At 70.3% G+C, this 20,584-nt stretch carries 20 protein-coding genes; 7 read left to right on the forward strand and 13 right to left on the reverse strand.

Features of this window, described 5'->3' with window-relative positions:
• Positions 1-15: 15 nt before the first annotated feature.
• Positions 16-2,649 carry a valine--tRNA ligase gene (locus VSH64_RS23105; protein WP_326837739.1) on the reverse strand — a complete coding sequence of 878 codons (2,634 nt, stop codon included), beginning with the start codon at positions 2,647-2,649 and terminating at the stop codon, positions 16-18.
• A 60-nt stretch (positions 2,650-2,709) separates the two neighbouring features.
• Between VSH64_RS23105 and VSH64_RS23110 the strand changes: the two genes are divergently transcribed.
• The 4 genes from VSH64_RS23110 to VSH64_RS23125 all read left to right on the forward strand — a co-directional run bounded on the left by VSH64_RS23110 (position 2,710) and on the right by VSH64_RS23125 (position 7,590).
• Positions 2,710-3,048, forward strand: a complete 339-nt coding sequence (locus VSH64_RS23110) for a hypothetical protein (RefSeq protein WP_326837740.1) — start codon at positions 2,710-2,712, stop codon at positions 3,046-3,048.
• Between the two features lie 123 nt (positions 3,049-3,171).
• The gene (locus tag VSH64_RS23115; RefSeq protein ID WP_326837741.1) at positions 3,172-3,609 is read left to right on the forward strand and encodes a MarR family winged helix-turn-helix transcriptional regulator; all 438 of its coding nucleotides are present in this window, start codon (positions 3,172-3,174) and stop codon (positions 3,607-3,609) included.
• Between the two features lie 118 nt (positions 3,610-3,727).
• Positions 3,728-5,113: an MFS transporter gene (locus VSH64_RS23120; RefSeq protein ID WP_326838011.1), complete on the forward strand. Its 1,386-nt coding sequence runs from the start codon at positions 3,728-3,730 to the stop codon at positions 5,111-5,113.
• Between the two features lie 164 nt (positions 5,114-5,277).
• Positions 5,278-7,590 carry an FdhF/YdeP family oxidoreductase gene (locus tag VSH64_RS23125; protein WP_326837742.1) on the forward strand — a complete coding sequence of 771 codons (2,313 nt, stop codon included), beginning with the start codon at positions 5,278-5,280 and terminating at the stop codon, positions 7,588-7,590.
• Positions 7,591-7,600: 10 nt separating this feature from the next.
• On the opposite strand, the gene VSH64_RS23130 is transcribed toward VSH64_RS23125, so the two are convergent.
• From VSH64_RS23130 to VSH64_RS23145, 4 genes are read right to left on the reverse strand one after another with little or no spacing between them, the layout of a single operon-like run.
• Complete coding sequence (locus VSH64_RS23130; protein ID WP_326837743.1) at positions 7,601-7,999, reverse strand: VanZ family protein; 399 nt, start codon at positions 7,997-7,999, stop codon at positions 7,601-7,603.
• Between the two features lie 37 nt (positions 8,000-8,036).
• The gene (locus tag VSH64_RS23135; protein ID WP_326837744.1) at positions 8,037-9,482 is read right to left on the reverse strand and encodes an LCP family protein; all 1,446 of its coding nucleotides are present in this window, start codon (positions 9,480-9,482) and stop codon (positions 8,037-8,039) included.
• A 55-nt stretch (positions 9,483-9,537) separates the two neighbouring features.
• On the reverse strand, positions 9,538-10,281 hold the full coding sequence (locus VSH64_RS23140) for an SDR family NAD(P)-dependent oxidoreductase (RefSeq protein WP_326837745.1): 744 nt from the start codon (positions 10,279-10,281) through the stop codon (positions 9,538-9,540).
• Positions 10,278-10,694, reverse strand: a complete 417-nt coding sequence (locus VSH64_RS23145) for a VOC family protein (RefSeq protein WP_326837746.1) — start codon at positions 10,692-10,694, stop codon at positions 10,278-10,280. The genes VSH64_RS23140 and VSH64_RS23145 overlap by 4 nt, the downstream gene beginning before the upstream one ends.
• A 60-nt stretch (positions 10,695-10,754) precedes the next feature.
• Between VSH64_RS23145 and VSH64_RS23150 the strand changes: the two genes are divergently transcribed.
• On the forward strand, positions 10,755-11,420 hold the full coding sequence (locus VSH64_RS23150) for a GntR family transcriptional regulator (RefSeq protein WP_326837747.1): 666 nt from the start codon (positions 10,755-10,757) through the stop codon (positions 11,418-11,420).
• Here VSH64_RS23150 and VSH64_RS23155 read toward each other — a convergent pair.
• The 4 genes from VSH64_RS23155 to VSH64_RS23170 form a co-directional block, all read right to left on the reverse strand.
• Positions 11,417-12,682 carry an MFS transporter gene (locus VSH64_RS23155; protein ID WP_326837748.1) on the reverse strand — a complete coding sequence of 422 codons (1,266 nt, stop codon included), beginning with the start codon at positions 12,680-12,682 and terminating at the stop codon, positions 11,417-11,419. The two genes, VSH64_RS23150 and VSH64_RS23155, sit on opposite strands and share 4 nt — an antisense overlap.
• Positions 12,679-13,212 (reverse strand): ArsR/SmtB family transcription factor, encoded by a 534-nt coding sequence (locus VSH64_RS23160; protein WP_326837749.1) that lies wholly within the window; start codon positions 13,210-13,212, stop codon positions 12,679-12,681. The genes VSH64_RS23155 and VSH64_RS23160 overlap by 4 nt, the downstream gene beginning before the upstream one ends.
• Positions 13,213-13,291: 79 nt before the next feature.
• On the reverse strand, positions 13,292-13,429 hold the full coding sequence (locus tag VSH64_RS23165) for an MFS transporter small subunit (protein WP_326837750.1): 138 nt from the start codon (positions 13,427-13,429) through the stop codon (positions 13,292-13,294).
• Entirely contained in the window at positions 13,429-14,781 is a 1,353-nt protein-coding gene (locus tag VSH64_RS23170; RefSeq protein ID WP_326837751.1) for an L-lactate MFS transporter, read from the reverse strand. Before VSH64_RS23170 ends, VSH64_RS23165 begins: the two co-directional genes overlap by 1 nt.
• A 112-nt stretch (positions 14,782-14,893) precedes the next feature.
• Between VSH64_RS23170 and fdhD the strand changes: the two genes are divergently transcribed.
• Entirely contained in the window at positions 14,894-15,721 is an 828-nt protein-coding gene (fdhD, locus tag VSH64_RS23175) for a formate dehydrogenase accessory sulfurtransferase FdhD (RefSeq protein ID WP_326837752.1), read from the forward strand.
• Positions 15,722-15,750: 29 nt separating this feature from the next.
• On the opposite strand, the gene VSH64_RS23180 is transcribed toward fdhD, so the two are convergent.
• Positions 15,751-17,112, reverse strand: coding sequence for a carotenoid oxygenase family protein (locus tag VSH64_RS23180; protein WP_326837753.1), 1,362 nt, complete (start codon positions 17,110-17,112; stop codon positions 15,751-15,753).
• Between the two features lie 325 nt (positions 17,113-17,437).
• Between VSH64_RS23180 and VSH64_RS23185 the strand changes: the two genes are divergently transcribed.
• Positions 17,438-18,328 carry an alpha/beta hydrolase gene (locus VSH64_RS23185; protein ID WP_326837754.1) on the forward strand — a complete coding sequence of 297 codons (891 nt, stop codon included), beginning with the start codon at positions 17,438-17,440 and terminating at the stop codon, positions 18,326-18,328.
• Positions 18,329-18,337: 9 nt separating this feature from the next.
• Here the strand turns inward: VSH64_RS23185 and VSH64_RS23190 are convergent, their stop codons facing one another.
• From VSH64_RS23190 to clpX, 3 genes are all read right to left on the reverse strand, one after another.
• Positions 18,338-18,481 (reverse strand): hypothetical protein, encoded by a 144-nt coding sequence (locus VSH64_RS23190; RefSeq protein ID WP_326837755.1) that lies wholly within the window; start codon positions 18,479-18,481, stop codon positions 18,338-18,340.
• Positions 18,482-18,696: 215 nt separating this feature from the next.
• Complete coding sequence (locus tag VSH64_RS23195) at positions 18,697-19,110, reverse strand: hypothetical protein (protein WP_326837756.1); 414 nt, start codon at positions 19,108-19,110, stop codon at positions 18,697-18,699.
• A gap of 100 nt (positions 19,111-19,210) precedes the next feature.
• Complete coding sequence (gene clpX / locus VSH64_RS23200) at positions 19,211-20,506, reverse strand: ATP-dependent Clp protease ATP-binding subunit ClpX (protein WP_326837757.1); 1,296 nt, start codon at positions 20,504-20,506, stop codon at positions 19,211-19,213.
• Between the last annotated feature and the right edge of the window lie 78 nt (positions 20,507-20,584).

The following is a 20,584-nucleotide window of genomic DNA, read 5'->3' on the forward strand; positions in this document are numbered from 1 at the left end:
ACCGTCAAGCCGAACTCACGAAGCCGGCAACGCCGCCAGCCGCGCCTCGATCCGCTCGATGTCCGCCGCCGCCGTGGCGCGCCGGGTCTTGATCTTCTCGATGACCTGCTCCGGCGCCTTGGCGATGAACGACTCGTTGCCGAGCTTGCCCTCGGTCTGCGCCAGCTCCTTCTGCGCCACGCCCAGGTCCTTCTGCAGGCGCTTGCGCTCGGCGGCGACGTCGACGGTGCCGGACAGGTCCAGCTCCACCACGGCGACCCCGCCCGCCAGCGCGACCTCCAGCGAGGCCGAGACGGCGAATTCGGGCGTCTCCGCCGTCAGGCGCACGAGCGACCGAACGGCTTCCTCGTGGCCCGCGACCTCGGCGAAACCCGCGCCCGACAAGCGTGTGGCCACCTTCTGCCCGGGCTTGAGGCCCTGGTCCGCGCGGAAGCGGCGGATCTCGGTCACCAGCTTCTGCACGTCGGCGATCCGCGCGTCGGCCACGGCGTCCGCGTAGCCGGCCGGAGCCGTGGGCCACGCGGCGATCACCAGCGACTCACCGCCGGTCAGCGCGAGCCACAGCTTCTCCGTGACGAACGGGATGAACGGGTGCAGCAGCCGCAGCACGGTGTCGAGCACGTGGCCCAGCACCGACCGCGTGGCCGCGACCCGCGCGGAATCCCCGCCATAGAGCTGCACCTTCGCCAGCTCCAGGTACCAGTCGCACAGCTCGTTCCAGGTGAACTGGTAGAGCGCGCCGGCGACCTTGGCGAACTGGAAGTCCTCGAACAGGCCGTCCACTTCGGACACCAGCGCCGAGAGCCGGCCCAGGATCCACCGGTCGGCCTCGGTCAGCTCGCCGGCGGCGGGCAGCTCGCCCGACGCGTCGGCGCCGTTCATCATCGCGAACTTGCTGGCGTTCCACAGCTTCGTGCAGAAGTTGCGCGAACCCGCGGCCCACTCGTCGGCCAGCGCCATGTCCGCGCCCGGGTTCGCACCGCGGGCGAGGGTGAAGCGCGTGGCGTCGGCGCCGTAGGCGTCCATCCACTCGAGCGGGTCGAGCACGTTGCCGCGCGACTTCGACATCTTCTTGCCCTGCGCGTCGCGGATCAGGCCGTGCAGGTACACGTGGTCGAACGGCTGCACGCCGTGCATCTCCTGCACGCCGAACATCATCATGCGCACGACCCAGAAGAACAGGATGTCGTAGCCGGTGGACAGCACGCTGGTCGGATAGAACTTGGCCAGATCGTCGGTCTGCGACGGCCAGCCCAGGGTCGACATCGGCCAGAGGCCCGAGGAGAACCAGGTGTCGAGCACGTCGGGGTCCTGCGTCCAGCCCTCGCCCGACGGCGGCTGCTCGTCCGGACCCACGCACACGACCTGGTCGTCGGGGCCGTACCAGACCGGGATGCGGTGACCCCACCACAGCTGGCGCGAGATCGTCCAGTCGTGCATGTTGTCGACCCAGTCGAAGTAGCGCTTCTCCAGTTCCGCCGGGTGGATCTTCGTGCGGCCGTCGCGCACCGCGTCGCCCGCCGCGCGCGCCAGCTCCTCCACCTTCACCCACCACTGCAGCGAAAGCCGCGGCTCCACCACGGTGTCGCAGCGCGAGCAGTGGCCGACGGCGTGCACGTACGGCCGCTTCTCCGCCACGATCCGGCCCTGCTCCCGCAGCGCCGCCACGATCGCGGGCCGCGCCTCGAACCGGTCGAGCCCCTCGAACGGGCCCTTCGCGGTGATCTCGGCGCGCTCGTTCATGATCGTGAGCATCGGCAGGTCGTGGCGGCGGCCGATCTCGAAGTCGTTCGGGTCGTGCGCCGGGGTCACCTTCACGGCACCGGTGCCGAACTCCGGGTCCACGTGCTTGTCGGCGACGATCGGGATCTTGCGCCCGGTCAGCGGCAGCTCGACCTCGGTGCCCACCAGGTGCGCGTAGCGCTCGTCGTCCGGGTGCACAGCGACGGCGGTGTCGCCGAGCATCGTCTCGGCGCGGGTCGTGGCCACCACGATGGCGTTGTCACCTTCGCCGTAGCGGATCGACACGAGCTCGCCGTCGTCCTCGCTGTGGTCGACCTCGATGTCCGACAGCGCGGTCTGGCAGCGCGGGCACCAGTTGATGATGCGCTCGGCGCGGTAGATCAGGCCCGCGTCGAAGAAGTTCTTGAACACCGTCTGCACGGCCTGCGAGAGGTTCTCGTCCATGGTGAAGCGCTCGCGTGACCAGTCGACGCCGTCGCCGAGGCGCTTCATCTGGCCGAGGATCTTGCCGCCGTACTCGGCCTTCCACTCCCACACGCGCTCCACGAACTTCTCGCGGCCCAGGTCGTGGCGCGAAAGGCCCTCGCCGGCGAGCTGGCGCTCGACCACGTTCTGGGTCGCGATGCCGGCGTGGTCCATGCCCGGCAGCCACAGCACCTCGTAGCCCTGCATGCGCCGGCGGCGGCTCATCGCGTCCATGAGGGTGTGGTTGAGCGCGTGGCCCATGTGCAGGCTGCCGGTGACGTTCGGTGGCGGCAGTACGATCGAGAACGGCGGCTTCTCCGACGAAGCGTCGGCCGTGAAGTACCCGGCCGCTACCCAGCGGTCGTACATGGGTGCTTCTTCGGCGGCCGGGTCCCAGGCACCCGGAAGGTCGGTTTTCTGCTGCGGAGCGTTCTCGGTCACAATGGACAAGTCTACGAACCCGCTCCGGCGGGGTTGCTCAGGGGGAAAGGCGGTGCACGGATGACGCGACCGGAAGATCCGGACGACCGGATGGAGACGCACCCGGACCTCGTCGATCCGAACTGGCGCAAGCACGCCGAGCTCGACGCTTGGCTGGGTGCCAAGAAGGAGATGAAGAAGCGTCGCAAGCGCGAACGCCGCTCCGGCGTCTCCGCGGGCTACGGCCACTCCTCCGCGCAGAGCCGCTGGCCGGGCGTGCTGGCGCTCGCGGTCCTGGTGCTGCTGATCGTCGGCGCGATCGTGGTGCACCAGATCCAGGGTTTCGGCGTGAACGAGCACTCGATCTTCGACCAGTTCGGCCTCTCGGCGCACCCCCCGGTGGCCGAGCAGCCGGTCTGAGTCTTCTTCTCCTCGGAGGCCCCTTCACCAGCAGGTGAGGGGGCCTTCGTCGTGCCCGGGGTGTGGGCAAGGTCGCCCCTCCGAGGGATGCACAGGCCAGACTACACAGCCTAGACTGTGGATATGGCCACCGTACCCGCTCACGTCGCCGAATCCGCCGGCTGGATCCGGGGCGTCGTCGCGCAGCTGCACCGCCGCCTGCGCCAAGTCGACAACGCCGACAGCCTCACGCCCTCGCAGTCGGCGGCGCTCAACCGCCTCTACCGCGAAGGCCCGGCGACCCAGGGTGAGCTCGCCGCCGCCGAGCACGTGCGGCAGCAGTCGATGGCCGCCACGCTCTCGGCGCTCGACTCGCTCGGGTACCTGGCCCGTTCACGTGACCCGGCCGACGGCCGCCGCACCGTGATCTCGGTGTCCGAGCTCGGCGAGAAGACCGTGCTCGGGGTCCGCCAGCACCGCGACGAGTGGCTCGCCCACGCCCTCGCGGCCGAGCTGAGCACCGAAGAGCTCGAGACCGTGCGCCAGGCGCTGCCCCTGCTCCAGCGCATCGCGCAGCACTGAGCTGCGCAGCGGTCCCAGCGCCGGGACCCGCAGCACCGACGTCAGCGCGGACGCCGGGGACCACGCCCCGATCCATCCCCGACCAGCCCAGAACGAAGGAGCCGTGACCACCACCGCAATGCCCCGAAAGGCACCGGCCGGCTTCGGTGCCAAACTCGTCACCCCCTTGGTGGCGAGCGCGGTGCTGAACCCCATCAACTCCACCCTGATCGCCGTCGCGCTCGTGCCGATCGGGCAGAGCTTCGGCGCCGGGCCCGGCCGCACGGCCTGGCTCATCTCCGCCCTCTACCTCGCCACCGCCGTCGGCCAGCCCGTGGTCGGCCTGCTGGTGGACCGCTACGGCGCCCGGCGCGTGCTGCTCGGCGGCGCGTCCGTGGTGATCGTGGCCGGGATCGCCGGCATGATCCCGCTGTCGGTCGACTGGCTCACCGGCGTGCGCGCGGTGCTCGGCATCGGCACGTGTGCCGGCTTCCCCGCCGCGATGGCCGTGCTGCGCAAGCGCGCCGACGCGCTGGGCCAGGGCGTGCCGGCCCGCACGCTGTCGCTGCTTTCGCTCTCCTCGCAGACGATCATGGTCATCGGCCCGACGCTCGGCGGTGTGCTCATCACGCTGTTCGGCTGGCCGGCCATCTTCGCGGTGAACATCCCGCTCGCGGGCGTCTCGCTGCTGCTGGCGATCTTCTGGGTCCCGAAGGACGCCCCGGCCCGCGCCGAGGGCACGAAACCGAAGCCGATCGACCTGCTCGGCATCGCGTTGTTCTCGCTCTCGCTGCTGGTGCTGCTGTGCTACCTGATGGCACCGGGCATCGGCGACCTGTGGCTGCTCGCGGCGGCCTTCGCCGTCGGCGCCGCGTTCGTGTGGGTCGAACTGCACACCCGCGTGCCGTTCATCGACCTGCGGGTGCTCGCGGCCAACACCCCGATCCTGCGCACCTACCTGCGCCAGGCCCTGAGCTTCATGGCGATCTACGCGATCATGTTCGGCTACGTGCAGTGGCTCGAGGAAGGCCGCGGCTTCAGCGACGCGATCGCCGGTGTGCTGCTGCTGCCGATGTCGGTCGTGGCCGTGTGCGCGGCGGCGTTCTCCGGCCGCCCGACCGGCGTGCGGGTGCGGCTCGTGGTGGTCGCGGTGGCGCTGCTGGCCGGTTCGGTCGCGCTGCTGTTCGTCGGCGACACCACGTGGCTCGGCGGCCTGTTGGCGCTGGTCGCGGTGTTCGGGCTGGCGCAGGGGCTCACGAGCGTGGCGAACCAGACCACGCTCTACCGCGAGTCGCCGGCCGAGACCATGGGCACCGCCAGTGGTCTGTTCCGCACGGCGCAGTACCTCGGCGCCATCGTGGCCTCCACCGTGATCGCCCAGTGCTACGGCGTGCACGCCGACTCGGGCGGCCTGCACCGGCTCGGGGTGGTGCTCGTGGTGATCAGCGCGTTGCTGCTGGTCGTGACGGTGGCCGACCGCGGGTTGAAGCTCGCCGAACGCCGCGAACGGGCGCAGCGCGCCTGACATCGCCGGCACGGATGATCCACGGCGCGAACAGTGATCGGCGTCACTCCGACGGGCGAACCTCTCGGCCGAACGGGCGGTTATCCAGGTCAAGCAGCATCTTTCAAGTGTGAAAAACCAGACCCCGTGTCGGGGAATCCTTGATCGAAGCGCACGATGGACGTATGCACCGTGATGCGCCGAAGCACGACGTGGACGAAGCCGACCTCAAGGTGGGCAAGCCGAAGAGCTACGCGGCCGGGATCCCCGGCGTCGCCGTTTCGCTCAGGCGCGGTGTCGAGCAGATGGGTGTCACGCGCACCGCGCTCACGTTGCGCCTGCTCAACCAGCGTGCGGGCTTCGACTGCCCGGGCTGTGCGTGGCCCGAGCCGCGCCAGGCCGACGGCGAGAAGCGCAAGCTCGCGGAGTTCTGCGAGAACGGCGCGAAGGCCGTGGCCGAGGAGGCCACGCGCCGCCGCGTGGACCGCGAGTTCTTCGCCGCGCACCCGATCGAGGACCTGCGCGACAAGACGGACTACTGGCTGGGTCAGCAGGGCCGGATCACCGAGCCGTTCGTGCTGCGCGAAGGCGCCACGCACTACGAGCCGATCTCCTGGGACGACGCGCTCGACCTCGTCGCGGCCGAGCTGCGCGGGCTCGCGAGCCCCCACGAAGGCGTGTTCTACACCTCGGGCCGCACCAGCAACGAAGCCGCGTTCCTCTACCAGCTGCTCGTGCGCTCCTACGGCACCAACAACCTGCCGGACTGCTCGAACATGTGCCACGAGTCGTCGGGCTCGGCGCTGTCCACCGGCATCGGCATCGGCAAGGGGTCGGTGTCGCTCGCGGACATCCACCACGCCGACCTGATCGTGGTCGTCGGGCAGAACCCGGGCACCAACCACCCGCGCATGCTCTCGGCGCTGGAGACGGCCAAGGGCAAGGGCGCCAAGGTCATCGCCGTGAACCCGCTGCCCGAGGCCGGGCTGATGCGGTTCAAGAACCCGCAGAACGTGCGCGGGGTCGTCGGCGAGGGCACGCCGCTGGCCGACGAGTTCGCGCAGATCCGCCTCGGCGGTGACCTCGCGCTGTTCCAGGCCGTGGGCCACCTTCTGCTGCAGTGGGAGGACGAGGCGCCGGGCACGATCGTCGACGAGGACTTCGTGAAGTCCTCGACCTACGGGTTCGAGGACTGGGCGAAGAACCTGCTCGAGCTCGACTGGGCCGAGACGGAGAAGGCCACCGGCCTGCAGCGCGCGCAGATCGAGCACGTGGCGCGGATGATCGCCACGTCGGAGCGCACGATCTACTGCTGGGCCATGGGCCTCACGCAGCACAAGCACGCGGTGCCCACGATCTCCGAGATCACGAACCTCGCGCTCGCGCGGGGCATGATCGGCAAGCCGGGCGCGGGCCTGTGCCCGGTGCGCGGCCACTCCAACGTGCAAGGCGACCGCACGATGGGCGTCTGGGAGAAGATGCCCGAGCCGTTCATGGACGCGCTCGACCGCGAGTTCGGCATCACCGTGCCGCGCGAGCACGGCTGGGACACCGTGGACGCGATCCGTGGCATGCGCGACGGCCGCGGCAAGGTCTTCTTCGCGATGGGTGGCAACTTCGCCTCCGCGACGCCCGACACCGAGGCCACCGACAAAGCGCTGAGCTCGTGCTCGCTCACGGTGCACGTGTCGACGAAGCTCAACCGCTCGCACGTGGTCCACGGCACCACGGCGCTGATCCTGCCGACGATGGGCCGCACCGAGAAGGACGTGCAGGAGTCGGGCCCGCAGTTCGTGACCGTCGAGGACTCGATGTCGCAGGTGCACGCCTCGCGCGGGCGCGTGAAGCCGGCTTCGGAGGAGCTGATCTCCGAGGTCGCCATCATCTGCCGGCTGGCCGAGCGGCTGCTGGGCTCCGACCACGCCGTGCCGTGGCGCTCGTTCGAGAAGAACTACGACCTGATCCGCGACCGCATCGCCGCGGTGGTGCCGGGCTGCGAGGACTACAACCGCCGCGTGCGCGAGCCCGACGGCTTCACCCTGCCGCACGCGCCGCGCGACTCGCGCGAGTTCACCGGCACGGCCACCGGCAAGGGCACGTTCACCGTGTCGGAGCTGGAGTACCCGCAGGTGCCGGAAGGTCGGCTGCTGCTGCAGACGATGCGCAGCCACGACCAGTACAACACCACCATCTACGGCCTCTCCGACCGCTACCGCGGCATCGAGGACGGCCGCCGCGTGGTGTTCGTGAACCCCGAAGACCTGGTGGAGCTGGGCATCGCCGACGGCGAGATCGTGGACCTGGTCTCCGAGTGGCGCGACGGCGACCGCCGCGCGCCCCGCTTCCGCGCCGTCTCCTACCCCACGGCCCGCGGCTGCGCGGCGGCCTACTTCCCGGAGGCCAACGCGCTGGTGCCGCTGGACTCGGTGGCGGAGAAGTCGAACACGCCCGTGTCGAAGGCCGTGGTGATCCGGCTGGAGCCGCACCACCACTCGTGACGCGGTCCGGTCACGCCGGGGCTTTCCGGCGTGACCGGACTCGTGCCGCGAGGAGCACGCCGAGCGCGGCGCCCAGGGTGTTGAGCAGCACGTCGTCGACGTCGGCGCTTCGGCCGATGAAGTACTGAACGGTCTCGATCGCCGCCGAGAACCAGGCCAGCGCCACGACCACCGCGGCGTTCCGGCGCGTGACCGCCGTGGCCAGGAAACCGAGCGGCACGAACAGTGCGATGTTGCCGAGGTTGTTGAGCAGCCCGATCGGCCCGCGGACGTTGCGCGCCTCGTCGAGGATCCCCGCCAGCGGCACGAGGTTGAGGTTCTCGGGCGGGCTCAGGTGCCCGGGCCGCAGCGTGATCACGAGGACCACGAGGACGGCGACGACGAGGAGTCGGCGGGCCCACGATCGCATTCCCGCAGTCAACCAGCCCGGCGCTCGGGCGCGGGAATCAGTCCACGCAGTTGTTCCCCGCGCCGGTGATCGGGGTGTCGCCCGAGCCGGCCGCACCGGCACCGCCTCCGATGGGGTTGCCGCCGGTGGAGTTGCTGCCCGAGGTCGCGCCCGGACCGGAGTAGACCTGGCCGAGCGTGACCTCGATGTGGCCGGCCGGCACGTCGGCGGACTCGGCGGTGGCGAGGCCCCCCAGGAGCTTCGCCACCGCTTCGCCCTGCGTGGCCAGCGCGGCGCCGTACCGGACCAGTGAGGTGCGGCGTGCGGCGGCGTTCCCGGTGGTACCCGGGGTGAAGCCCTTGTCCTTCACCACATCCGAGACGCGCTGGGCGAGGCCGCTGGTGCCGCCGGCGTTGGCGACGTCCACCACGACGCCGGTCTGCTTCGGCGCGGCTGCGGGCGGCGCGCCGATCAGGCCCGCCGCGAACGCCTTGACCTGGGCGGGATCCACCTGCACCGCCGTCGCCCGGGGGTTCGTGGTGCTGTAGCGGTAGTCGGGGTTCACCACGGGGATCGTCGTGAACTGGATGCCACCGCCGGAAATGCCGCGCAGCTGCCCGATGAAGTCGAGCAGGTTCCAGGAATCGTCGAGAACCACGGACTTCTTCACGGCGTCGATGAGCGCGCCGAGCTTGCCCGGATTGGCGAGCGTGCCGGCCGAAAGCACTTGGTGCGCCAGCGAAGCGAGGAACACCTGCTGCCGGCGCATCCGGCCGAAGTCGGTGCCCTTGACACCGTCGCGCTGGCGGACGAAGGCGAGCGCGTCGGCACCCGAGATCTTCTGCGGCCCCGCCGGGAAGTTCGCGCCCGAGTTGCGGTCCGACGTCGCGTTGTTGAGGCAGACCTCGACGCCGCCGACGGCGTTGCTGATGTCGTAGAAGCTCAGCAGGTTCACCTCGGCGAAGTGGTCGATCTTCACCCCGGTGAGGTTCTCCACCGCCTGGCGCGTGGCGCGGCGGGCGGCGGTGAGCGACTCCTGCTCGATCTTCTTCTTGTCGGTCTCGCCCGCGGCGCGCAGTTTCGAGGCCTCCAGCGCCTTTCCGTGGCCGTACGCGGCGTTGATCTTGCCCTTGTCCCCGTCGGGCAGCGTCACGTACGAGTCGCGGGGGATCGAGAACGCCTTGACGGTCTGGGTGCCGTTCGGGATCCGGAGCACGATCAGGGTGTCGGTGAGGTCGTCGCCGTTGGGCCCGGCCCGCAGTTCGCGCAGCACGTCGGCCGGCAGCGGGTTGCCGTCGTTGTCGGCGCGCGAGTCGCGGCCGACCAGCAGGATGTCGAGCGAGCCGTCGGCCGGCTGCTCACCCGGGGACGCCTCGTCGCCGGCGTCGATCACGCTGCTGCGCTTCACGTCGTCGAGTGAGCTCAGCGCGCTGTAGCCGTACGCGGTGCCGGCGAACACCACCAGCGCCAGCGCCGAGACGACGATTTTCCCTGCGATTCGCACGCCCTACCGACGCCTGGCGCGCCGGTTCTGCTGCACGCGTGACCCAGTTCACACCTCAGCGCAGGTACGAGGCGCCGTTCAGGTCGAGGATCGCGCCCGAGGCCCACGTCGCCTCCGCCGAGGCCAGGAACACCACCGCGTGGGCGATCTCCTCCGGCTCCGCCACCCGGCCGAACGGGCTCTGCTCGCGCACGGCGTCGGTGATCCGGTGCTTCACGCGCTCGGTGGCGGTGAAGCCGGGCGCCACCGACGTGACCGAGATGCCGTGCGGCGCCAGCTCGATCGCGAGCGACTGACCCAGCGCGTGCAGCGCGGCCTTGCTCGCGCCGTACGCGGGGTGCTCGGGCTCGCCGCGGAACGCGCCGCGCGAGCCGACGTTCACGATCCGTCCCGGCGCGCCGCGCGCGATGAGGTGGCGCGCGACGTGGAAGGAGACGTTGGCGACGCCGAGCAGGTTCACGTCCAGCGTGCGGCGCCAGACTTCCTGCCAGTGCGCGTAGTCCACGGTCGCGACCGGCGTCGAGGTCTCGGGCGTGGTGCCGACGGCCGCGTTGTTCACCAGCACGTCGACCCCACCGAGCAGCTCCTCGGCCGCGTCCGCGATCTGCTGCGCCGCAACGGGATCACCGAGGTCACCGCCGACCAGCACGTGCCCTTCCCCGGGCAGCGCGGCCAGCGTCTCCTCGGCGGCTTGCTCGTTCGAGCCGAAGTGCACGGCCACCCGGTCACCCCGGGCGGCGAAGGTGTGGGCGATCGCGCGGCCGATGCCGCGGGAGCCGCCGGTGACGAGGACGTTCACTTCGCGAACAGCTGCGCTTCGTCGCGGAACGCCTTGAACTCCAAGGCGTTGCCGGCCGGGTCGTGCAGGAACATCGTCCACTGCTCCCCCGGCTCACCGGCGAAGCGCTGGTACGGCTCGATCACGAACTCGGTGCCGGCGTCCTTGAGCCGGCCCGCCAGCTCGTGGAACGCGTCGACGTCGAGGACCAGGCCGAAGTGCGGCACGGGCACGTCGTGACCGTCGACGGGGTTGCGGCCGGCCTCGGCCCGCGCGCCGGGCACCACGTGCGTCACGACCTGGTGGCCGCGGAAGTCCCAGTCCACCCAGGCGTCGGCCGAGCGGCCTTCTTCGAGCCCCAGCACACCGCCGTAGAACGCGCGGGCGCGGGCGAGGTCGTCGACCGGGATGGCGAGGTGGAACGCGGGGCGCATGGCTCTCCTTCGTGTCCCCTTCACCTTGAAGTGCTGATGTCCGAATGTCAACATTGACCGATGGAGCCCCTGCAGAAGGCGGCGCGGCGCGGCCTCGCCGACGAAGCCGCCGACCGCGTGCGCGACGCGATCTTCGCCGGCCACTTCCCGCCGGGCGCGCCGCTGCGGGAGGTCGAGCTCGCCGCCTCGCTCGAGGTGAGCCGCGGCTCGGTCCGCGAAGGCCTGGCCCTGCTCGCCCGCGAAGGCCTCGTCCGCGGCGGCTGGCACCGCCCCACCACGGTCGTCGAGGTCACCCCGGTCGACGTCGAGGAGGTGTACTCGGTGCGCGCGGCTCTCGACGGCCTCGCCGCGGCCACCGCCCGCGCCCGGTCCACAGTGGATGATCTGGCCGCATTGGACGCGCTCGTCGCTGCCCTGGCCGACGCCGTGGCCGCCGGCGCCGCCGGCCCCGAACTCCTCGCGCTGGACATCGCCTTCCACGACCGCGTCTACGCCGCCGCGGGCAACCGGCGGCTGACCGAGGCGTGGGAAGCCGTGCGCTCGCAGGTGTTCCTGTTCCAGCTGCAACGCGTTTCGCTCGACGGTTCGCAGTACCGCTCCCACGTCGTCGCCGAACACCGCGAACTGGCGGCCCTGATCCGCGGCGGCGACGCGGCCGAACTCGACCGCGTCGCCACCGACCACGTGGATTCCGCCCGGCGACGGTTGCTGGCGGAGCTGACCTAGGAGTCCACTGTGGCCGCCAGCGCCGCTTTCACCTTGGCGTTGCTGGTCATGCTCATCGTCACCACGGTCATCGTCAGCAGCACCCCCGCGGCGGCGAAGTACGGCGCGCGCAGGCCCGCCGCCGAGGCGAGCCAGCCGCCCAGCAGGGCACCGGCCGGGCCGGCCGACAGGGCGACCAGGCGCGACGCCGCGGCGACCCGGCCCATCAGCCGCCCGGGGACGATCATCTGGCGGATCGACCAGCCGAGCACCATGGTCGTCGCCATGGCGCAGCCGCAGAGCGCGAACATCGCGCCGGCGAGCCAGGGGTTGTCCGCGAACCCGAAGACGAGGATCGCCCCGCCTTCCACCACGGCGGTCAGGCTGAGCGCCGTGCCGGTGCCGAGCAGCTTTTCGAGCGGTCCCGCCACGACCATGGCACCCAGCAGCCCGCCGACGGCGTCGGCGGCGAGCAGGAAACCGTAGCCGACGGCGTGCAGGCCAAGGGTGTCCTGGGCGAACAGCACCAGCACGGCACCCACCGCGCCGAACGCGAGGTTGCCCACCGCGGGCCGCAGGGCGAGGCCCAGCAGCAGCCGGTCCTTGACCACGTACCGGAATCCCTCTCGCGCGTCCGCCCACACACTGCGGCCGTCCACGCGGTCGGGCACCGGAGCCGGCGGCAACGTCCGGATCAGCAGCGCACTCGCCACGAACGACACGGCGTCGACGACGAACGGCACCGTGCGCGCGACGGAGAACAGGAAACTGCCCACCGGCGGTCCCGCGAACTGCCCCGCGGCCGTCGACGCGCCGCGCAGGCGGCCGTTGGCCCGGCGCAGCAAGGTCTGGTCGCGCCCGAGGAGGTCCGGCAGGTAGGCCTGCGCGGCCACCTCGAAGAACAATTCGCCCACGCCCAGCAGGAAAGCCAGCACCAGCAACGCCGGGATCCCCAGCATCCCCGCCGCCCCCGCCACCACGGCGAGCACCAGCAACCCGGCCCGCCACAGGTCGGCGAGCCACATTGTGCGCCGCCGGTCCCACCGGTCGACCAGCGCGCCCGCGACCAGCCCCACGACCAGGTGCGGCAGCACCGTGGCCACGGTCACCAGGCTGATCACCAGCGGATCGCTGCTCAGCGCGACGGCGAACAACGGCAAGGCCGCCGCGTACGCCCCGTCGCCCAACGCGGACACGGTCGCCGCCGACCACAGCCGGGTGAAGGCGGGCGGCAGCTTCGGCGCGGTCGTGCGCCGGCGGAAACCCCGAGTCGCCGTGGTCACCGGGCCGCCCCCTCACCGGGGCGGAAGAACGCCACGGCGATCGTCGCCGCGGCCTCGTCGTCATCGCGCGCTTCGTGCATCTCGTCCAGCAGCGCGCCGATGCGCTGTTCGAACTCCGCGAAGCGCGACTCGCTCAGCCGCAGGTGCTTCATCCGCACCAGCCGCGGGGTGCCCTCCGGTGCCGTCGCGAGGTCGGCGGTCGCGTGCTGCATCAGCACATCCCGCTGTCCCGGTGCGGGATCCGGCAGCTCGATCACCCTCGCGACCATGCCGTAGTAGCGCTCGATGACACCGCGCACCTTGTTGGTGCGCACCACGTGGATGAGCCCGGCACGCTCGAGCACCCGCACGTGGTAACTCGAACTGCCCTTCGCCAGATCCAGGCGGGTGGCGATCTGCGTGATCGTCGCCGGGCCGTCGCGCAGCACGGCCAGCACGCGGTGGCGCACCAGATTGCTCACGGCGCGCAGTTGTTCGGTGGTCCGCACCTCGACGCTCTCGTCGGGCGGAACGTAGTCATCCCCAGTCACGGGAGCAATGGTCAACGACTCTTGACCATTTGTCCAGAGAAAGCCCCGGACGGATCCGGGGGTTCCACTCAGCGAAGCATCAGCCGCCGAACAAGTCGATGACCTTCAGGATCAGCTCGTACACGCCGTACACGAACGGCACGAGCACCCACAGCCACGCGATCACGAGCAGGAGGGTGCGTCCGCCCGAGCGGCCTTCCACGTCCGGTGCGCTCATCACGCCTCACTCCCCACCTGGGTGCGGTCCACGGTCTCGTGGTACTTCGCCTTGACCGGGCGCACGAACTCGTTGGCGATGAAGCCGACCACGAGCAGGCCGATCATGATGTAGAACGACGTGGCGTAGAGGTCCGGACCACTCTTGCCGGCGGACTTCTCGCTGTCGGCGATGCCGTCGACGATCAGCGGCCCGAGCACGCCGGCCACCGACCACGCGGTGAGCAGGCGGCCGTGGATGGCGCCGACCTGGTAGTTGCCGAACAGGTCCTTCAGGTAGGCCGGCAGCGTGGAGAAACCGCCGCCGTAGAAGGACAGGATCAGCATCGCGCAGAGCACGAACAGCAGCTTCGACGAGTTCGTGGTGAGCGCGATGACCAGGTACAGCAGCGCGCCGAGCCCGAGGTAGAAGCGGTAGATGTTCTTGCGCCCCACCAGGTCCGACACCGAGGACCACACGAACCGGCCGAGCATGTTCGTGAGCGAGAGCATCGCGACGAAGCCGGCGGCGGCCGCGGTGCTCACCGGCGCCGAGGTGCCCTTGAAGAAGTCCGTGATCATCGGCGCGGCCTTCTCCAGGATGCCGATGCCCGCGGTCACGTTGAGGCACAGCACGATCCACAGGCACCAGAACTGCGGTGTCTTGAGCGCGTTGGCGGCCGAAACGTTGTGCGTGGAGATGAGCTTCTTGGTCTCCAGCACCTTCGGCTCCCAGCCGGCGGGCTTCCACCCGTCGGCCGGCACCCGCACGAGCAGGACACCCATAGTCATGAACGCGGCGTACACGACACCGTGGATCAGGAACGCCACCGCGATGTCGCTCGCGGTCGGCGTGCTGCCGAGCATCGCCGACGACCAGGGCGACGCGATGAGCGCGCCGCCGCCGAAGCCCATGATCGCGATGCCCGTGGCCATGCCGGGCCGGTCGGGGAACCACTTGATCAGGGTCGACACCGGGGAGATGTAGCCGATCCCGAGCCCGATGCCGCCGATCCCGCCGTAGCCCACCACGACGAGCCAGAACTGTCCCGTGGCCACACCGAGCGCGGCGACGAGGAAGCCAGTGCCGAAGCAGATCGTGGCGACGAACATGGCCCAGCGCGGACCGTTCTTCTCCACGAGCGTGCCGCCGAACGCGGCGGAGAGACCGAGCATCACGATGCCGAGCTGGAACGGCAGCCCGGACTCCGTGCCCGAGAGGTGCATGGTCTTCTCGAGCGGGGTTTTGAACACGCTCCAGGCGTAAGCTTGACCGATCGAGAGATGTATCGAGAGCGCTGCGGGAGGGACCAGCCAACGGGTCCAGCCAGGCGGTGCGACGATACGAGAGCGGGCCAGAAAGCCGAGGGCCATCGTCAGACTCCTCCGAACTGTGAGGTGATGCTGGGAATGTATTACTTATTCCCCGACGTTGCATCGGCTGGGTGTCGTAGATCGTCATGTTGAGCCGCGGAAAGGTGGACGGATGGGCAGGGTGACCGTGCGACGGCCGGTCCGGCGGATTTCCACGACCGGTGAAGAGCGCAGGCGACCCGACTCGCTGGCGGCCGAAGAGCCGCTGGAAATCCGCGTCGGTGGCAAGGCACTCGCTGTGACGATGCGTACTCCGGGTCACGATGTCGAGCTGGCCCACGGCTTCCTGCTGTCGGAAGGCGTGCTGGGCTCCCGTGAGGACGTCGCGGCCGCGCGCTACTGCGATGGCGTCGACGACCAGGGGCGCAACACCTACAACGTGCTCGACGTGACACTCGCGCCCGGAGTGGCGCCGCCCGAGGTCGGCGTGGAGCGCAACTTCTACACCACCTCTTCGTGCGGCGTCTGCGGCAAGGCCGCGCTCGACGCCGTGAAGCTCAAGAGCCGCTTCTCACCCGCGGCTTCACCGTTCGAGGTGAAGACCGACGTGCTGGTGAAGCTTCCGGATACGTTGCGAGAACAGCAGAAGGTGTTCAAGTCCACCGGCGGGCTGCACGCGGCCGCACTGTTCACTCCGGACGGTGGGCTCGAGGTCGTACGCGAGGACGTCGGCCGGCACAACGCCGTGGACAAGGTGCTCGGCTGGGCCCTGCAGGCCGGCCGGATCCCCGCGCCCGACTGCGGGCTGCTGGTCTCCGGCCGCACCTCGTTCGAGCTCGTGCAGAAGGCGGCGATGGCCGGCATCGGCCTGCTCGCCGCCGTGTCCGCTCCGTCCTCTTTGGCCGTGGAGCTGGCCGAGGAGAACGGCATGACGCTCATCGGTTTCCTGCGCGGCGACAGCATGAACCTCTACACCGGCGATCAGCGCGTGCTCACGTAGTCCACTTTGCACTGATTGGGCCGAATGGCTCAGCCGACGGGCACCCAATTGCCGTGGAAGCCGTGCGGCACCCGATCGGGCAAGTGCACGGCGGCGACGGTTTCGAGCGTCGCGGCGTCGAGCAGCGTCAGGTCGCTGCGCTGCGTCGCGGCGTCGAACACGAAGCCCATGAGCACGCCGTCGTCTTCGGCGGCGTCCACACGGGACGGAACGAACACGAACTCCCCCGGCACCCGGCCGGGCCCGAACGCGTGGCGCTCGGCGGTGCCCGCGCGCAGATCGTGCTTGAGCACCGCGCCGGTGAGGTTCGAGCGGCCGTCCACGGCCACCGCGTAGCCGTACCGGCTCGCTCGCCCCACGAAGCGTTCGTCGACGCGCGGGAACTCCTGGCCGTGCTCGTCGATCCGCTCTTCGAGCACCTTGCCCGCGGTGAGGTCCACGGTCCAGCGGTCCAGCGTCGGCTCGCCCTCGGTCGGCCCGTGCACGCCGCGGTCGAACACCTTGGGGTGGCGCACCACGTGCAGCACGATCCGGTCGCCTTCGTCGTGCGCGTTGAGCGGATGGAACACGTAACACGGCTCGACGTCGAACCACCGCACGTCGGCGTTGTCCCCCTCACGCGGCATCACGCCCACGCGCGCCGGGTAGCCGGGGTTCCAGCGGTACGGCAGCGAGCTCACGCCCCGGCCGCTGCGCGCGGTGAGCGGATCGGGCACGTCGACGTGGTCCGGCGTCTGGTTCGGGTCGAACGTCACCGGCAGGTCGTAGAAGACCACGTACCGCTCGGTGAGCGAGAAGTCGTGCATCATCGGCTGCCCGGTCACCTCGACGTCGACCACGCGCCGCGCGCGGCCGTCGGTGCCGATCACCGAGTAGCGGACACGGTTGCCGAGGCCGAACGTGTAGGTCACCGCGTGCAGTTCGCCGGTGCGCGGATCACGCTTGGGGTGCGCGGTGTAGCCGCCGGGCAGCGTGCCGTCGAAGTCGCACGCGCCGACCGTGTCGAGCTCCTCGGTCAGCTCGTAGGCCGGCAGGCCACCCTCGATGAGCGCCAGCGTGCGCCCGGCGTGCCCGATCACGTTCGTGTTCGCGCCGATCCCCATATGGGGCGCGGCCGGCCCCTCCCCCAGCAACCCGGCGACGTGCGGCGTGCGGATCCAGCGGTTGCGGTACCACTCGGCCCGCCCGTCGCGCAGGCGCACGCCGTGGACCATGCCGTCGCCGAGGAACCAGTGGTAGGTCCCGGGATCGGCCGCGGTCAGCGGGTTGGGCCCGTTGCGCAGGTAGCGGCCGTCGAGGTGGTCCGGCAGCTCGCCGGTCACCTCGAGCCGGGTCGCGGTGTGCTCCTGGGTGACGGGGGCGAAGTTGCCTTCGAGGAACTGGTTGTCCATGACGGCTCCTTTGGTAACAGTGTTATTCATTGATAACACGGTTATGGAACGCGGGCAAGGCCCGGTCTTTCAGTGACTGACGCCACGACGGCCGAGAAAGGACGATGATCGGTGACCGAGGCAACGCTCCGGCGTCACCCCGCGTCCAGGTGAGGGGCGTTTCCCGCGTTGTGTCCGGGACGGAGGCCGGGGTGGAGGAGCGGATCGGTGACCGTTGCGCTGCCGGACGGCTTCACGGGGTCGAGGCGGCTGTGAGTGGCGTGCGCCGCGCCGCTCTCGCCGCCGGAGTGGCCGCCGCGGCCCTTCACCGAGGCGTGGTGTTCGCGTGACCGGCCGCGTGACGCGGCGTGCCTTCCTGGCCGCCGGAGTGGCCGGTGTCGGCGCCGCCGGGGTCGCCGCGGCGGTCACCACGGGTGCGACGCCGCTCGGGCAGGCCATGCGGGTCCTCGGCGTCACGACCGCGTCCCCGGCGGCCCCGACGGGCTTGCTGCGCGTGGAGCGCGTGCACTCCGCCGCGCGGGGCCGCGACGTGGACCTGGTGCTGCTCCTGCCGACCAAAAAGCCGCCCCGCGGCCTGCCGATGTCCCTGATGCTCCACGGCCTCCACGGCAACGCCAGGGCCGCCGCACCGAGCGGCCTGCTCAAGCAGCTCGCGGCCGACGTCGGGCGCAAGGCCGTGCCCGCCCACGGCTACGTCGCGGTGGACGGCGGCGACAACTACTGGCACGAGGTCCGCCCCGGCGACGACCCGATGGCGATGCTGCTCGAAGAAGTCCCCCGCTGGCTCGCCGCCCGCGGTCTCGGCGGCCCCCGCGGCCTGCCGTTCGCGTGCGCCGGCGTGTCCATGGGCGGCTTCGGCGCCATGGTCTACGGCCGGCGCCGCGCCGAACGCCGGCAACCTCCCGAGGCGATCGCCGCGGTCTCGCCGGCGTTGATCACGAACTGGCCGGAGATGGCCAAGCGCCACATCTTCACCGGCCAGGCCGACTGGACGTCCCTCGACCCGCTGCGCCACCTCACCGCCCTGCGCGGCATCCCCACGGCCCTGTGGTGCGGCACGGAGGACTCGTTCATCACCGGCGTCCGCCGCTACATCGCCGCCACCCACCCCGCCCTGGGCTACACGGCGAAGGGCATCCACAGCGACACGTTCTTCCACTCCGTGGTGCCGAGCCTGGTGAACTTCGTCGGCAAACACGTGCCGCGCAGCGCCTGAGCGAACACCTCAGTGCCGGGCCACGAGCACCAGCACGATCAGCCCGGTCACCAACCCACCCGCGGCCAGCCCACCGCACCACGCCAGCCCACGCAGGCTCCGCACCGAGCGCGCCCGCCACAAAGCCCCCAGCGTGACCACGAACGGCGCCACCGGCCACATCGCACCGAGATCCGCGGCGCACCGCCACGACCAGCGCGAACACCACGAACAGCCCCGCCAGCCCGGCGAGGGACCAGTACAGCTTCGGCGCGGCGAGCGCACTCCCGCGAAAGACGTCGGACCCCGAGACCCCCACAGGCCGAGCACCGAGCCCGAACTCGTCCTGATCGTCGTCGGGCCGGTCAAGAAAGGTCATGCACCCAGTGTCAGGAGGAAACCCAGCGAGCCACTACCGAGATCAGCCAGAACCCCACCATCGTGGACAACGCCGTGAGCAGCGCCCAGCGCAGCTGCAGCCGCCGGGCTTCCGCGGCGCGCAGGAAGCGCAGGAAGTACCACGCGAGCGCGAAGAGCGGCAGCGGGATCAGCGGCAGGGCCGACAGGCGCGTGGCCACGCCGGCGAGGCAGAAGACCGCGAAGACGGCCAGCAGGATGCTGCCCGCGCGGTAGAGCCAGGGACAGCGGGTGAGGATGGACGAGACCACCCGCTCGCTCAGTTCGACGATGCCGACCGACGGCGTGAGCGGCTCGTCGGTCGGCTCGGGGGCACCGGCGTCCACGTCCGTCACTGAGGAGGTGGCGTTGTCCCCGGGGGCTGTGGTCAGCGGCACGGTTGTCATCCTGTCCATTATCGCGCGTGCCGCGAACAGCCTGGCAGCGGACTCCTGCAAACGGCCCAAGTCCATCGGTCAACGGCTCACCGTGAAGCGACGGCCCGGCTCAGGCCGACTTCTCACCGCGCTCGCTGCGGGCCCGCCGCGACGGCTGCCGCGCGACGATCGTGGGGTTCACGTTCTCCCGCACGGTCTGCTCGGTGATCACGACCTTCGCCACGTCGTCGCGGCTCGGGATGTCGTACATCACCGGCTGGAGGACTTCCTCCATGATCGCGCGAAGACCACGGGCACCCGTGCCGCGCAGCATCGCCTGGTCGGCGATGGCCTCGAGCGCCGTCTTGGTGAACTCGAGCTCGACGTTGTCCATCTCGAAGAGCTTCATGTACTGCTTCACCAGCGCGTTGCGCGGCTGCGTGAGGATCGAGACGAGCGAGTCCTTGTCCAGGTGGTTCACCGTGGCGACCACCGGCAGACGGCCGATGAACTCCGGGATCAGCCCGAACTTGATCAGGTCCTCAGGCATCGTCTCGGAGAAGACGTCGCTGCCCTCGATCTCGGCCTTGGTGCGGATCTCCGCGCCGAAGCCCAGGCCGCGCTTGCCCACGCGCTCGTTGATGATCTTCTCGAGCCCCGCGAACGCCCCGGCCACGATGAACAGCACGTTGGTCGTGTCGATCTGGATGAACTCCTGGTGCGGGTGCTTGCGCCCGCCCTGGGGCGGCACCGACGCCGTGGTGCCCTCGAGGATCTTCAGCAGCGCCTGCTGCACGCCCTCGCCCGACACGTCGCGCGTGATCGACGGGTTCTCCGACTTGCGGGCGATCTTGTCGACCTCGTCGATGTAGATGATGCCCGTCTCGGCGCGCTTCACGTCGTAGTCGGCGGCCTGGATCAGCTTCAGGAGGATGTTCTCGACGTCCTCGCCCACGTAGCCGGCCTCGGTGAGCGCCGTGGCGTCCGCGATGGCGAACGGCACGTTGAGCAGCTTCGCGAGGGTCTGCGCCAGGTAGGTCTTGCCGGTGCCGGTGGGCCCGAGCATGAGGATGTTGGACTTGGCGAGCTCGACCGGCTCGTCCTTCGAGTCCTTGGGGCCGGCCTTGTCGTCGGCCTGGATGCGCTTGTAGTGGTTGTACACCGCGACCGCGAGCGTCTTCTTCGCGTCGTCCTGGCCGATGATGTACTGCTCGAGGAACTCGTGGATGTCGGCGGGCTTCGGCAGCTCGTCGAGCTTCACGTCGCCGGCTTCGGCCAGCTCCTCTTCGATGATCTCGTTGCAGAGGTCGATGCACTCATCGCAGATGTAGACCCCGGGGCCGGCAATGAGCTTCTTCACCTGCTTTTGGCTCTTCCCGCAGAAAGAACACTTCAGCAGGTCGCCGCCGTCACCGATCCGTGCCATGGCCGTTGACCTCGTCCCCTCCGGTGCGTGGTGCGCACCTGACACTGTCTTGCCGCTCCGGTCTCGGCAGAGGAGTCC

Origin of the sequence: Amycolatopsis rhabdoformis (assembly GCF_035918295.1) — a bacterium.
Classification (GTDB): Bacteria; Actinomycetota; Actinomycetes; order Mycobacteriales; family Pseudonocardiaceae; genus Amycolatopsis; species Amycolatopsis rhabdoformis.

Excerpts from the sequence above, each read along its gene's own strand:
- VSH64_RS23180 (WP_326837753.1), bottom strand. The coding sequence starts at position 17,112 with ATGGACAACCAGTTCCTCGAAGGCAACTTCGCCCCCGTCACCCAGGAG.
- VSH64_RS23125 (WP_326837742.1), top strand. The coding sequence starts at position 5,278 with ATGCACCGTGATGCGCCGAAGCACGACGTGGACGAAGCCGACCTCAAG.
- VSH64_RS23150 (WP_326837747.1), top strand. The coding sequence starts at position 10,755 with ATGGAGCCCCTGCAGAAGGCGGCGCGGCGCGGCCTCGCCGACGAAGCC.
- VSH64_RS23130 (WP_326837743.1), bottom strand. The coding sequence starts at position 7,999 with ATGCGATCGTGGGCCCGCCGACTCCTCGTCGTCGCCGTCCTCGTGGTC.
- VSH64_RS23195 (WP_326837756.1), bottom strand. The coding sequence starts at position 19,110 with ATGACAACCGTGCCGCTGACCACAGCCCCCGGGGACAACGCCACCTCC.
- clpX (WP_326837757.1), bottom strand. The coding sequence starts at position 20,506 with ATGGCACGGATCGGTGACGGCGGCGACCTGCTGAAGTGTTCTTTCTGC.
- VSH64_RS23170 (WP_326837751.1), bottom strand. The coding sequence starts at position 14,781 with ATGGCCCTCGGCTTTCTGGCCCGCTCTCGTATCGTCGCACCGCCTGGC.
- VSH64_RS23145 (WP_326837746.1), bottom strand. The coding sequence starts at position 10,694 with ATGCGCCCCGCGTTCCACCTCGCCATCCCGGTCGACGACCTCGCCCGC.
- fdhD (WP_326837752.1), top strand. The coding sequence starts at position 14,894 with ATGGGCAGGGTGACCGTGCGACGGCCGGTCCGGCGGATTTCCACGACC.
- VSH64_RS23115 (WP_326837741.1), top strand. The coding sequence starts at position 3,172 with ATGGCCACCGTACCCGCTCACGTCGCCGAATCCGCCGGCTGGATCCGG.
- VSH64_RS23120 (WP_326838011.1), top strand. The coding sequence starts at position 3,728 with ATGCCCCGAAAGGCACCGGCCGGCTTCGGTGCCAAACTCGTCACCCCC.
- VSH64_RS23165 (WP_326837750.1), bottom strand. The coding sequence starts at position 13,429 with ATGAGCGCACCGGACGTGGAAGGCCGCTCGGGCGGACGCACCCTCCTG.
- VSH64_RS23110 (WP_326837740.1), top strand. The coding sequence starts at position 2,710 with ATGACGCGACCGGAAGATCCGGACGACCGGATGGAGACGCACCCGGAC.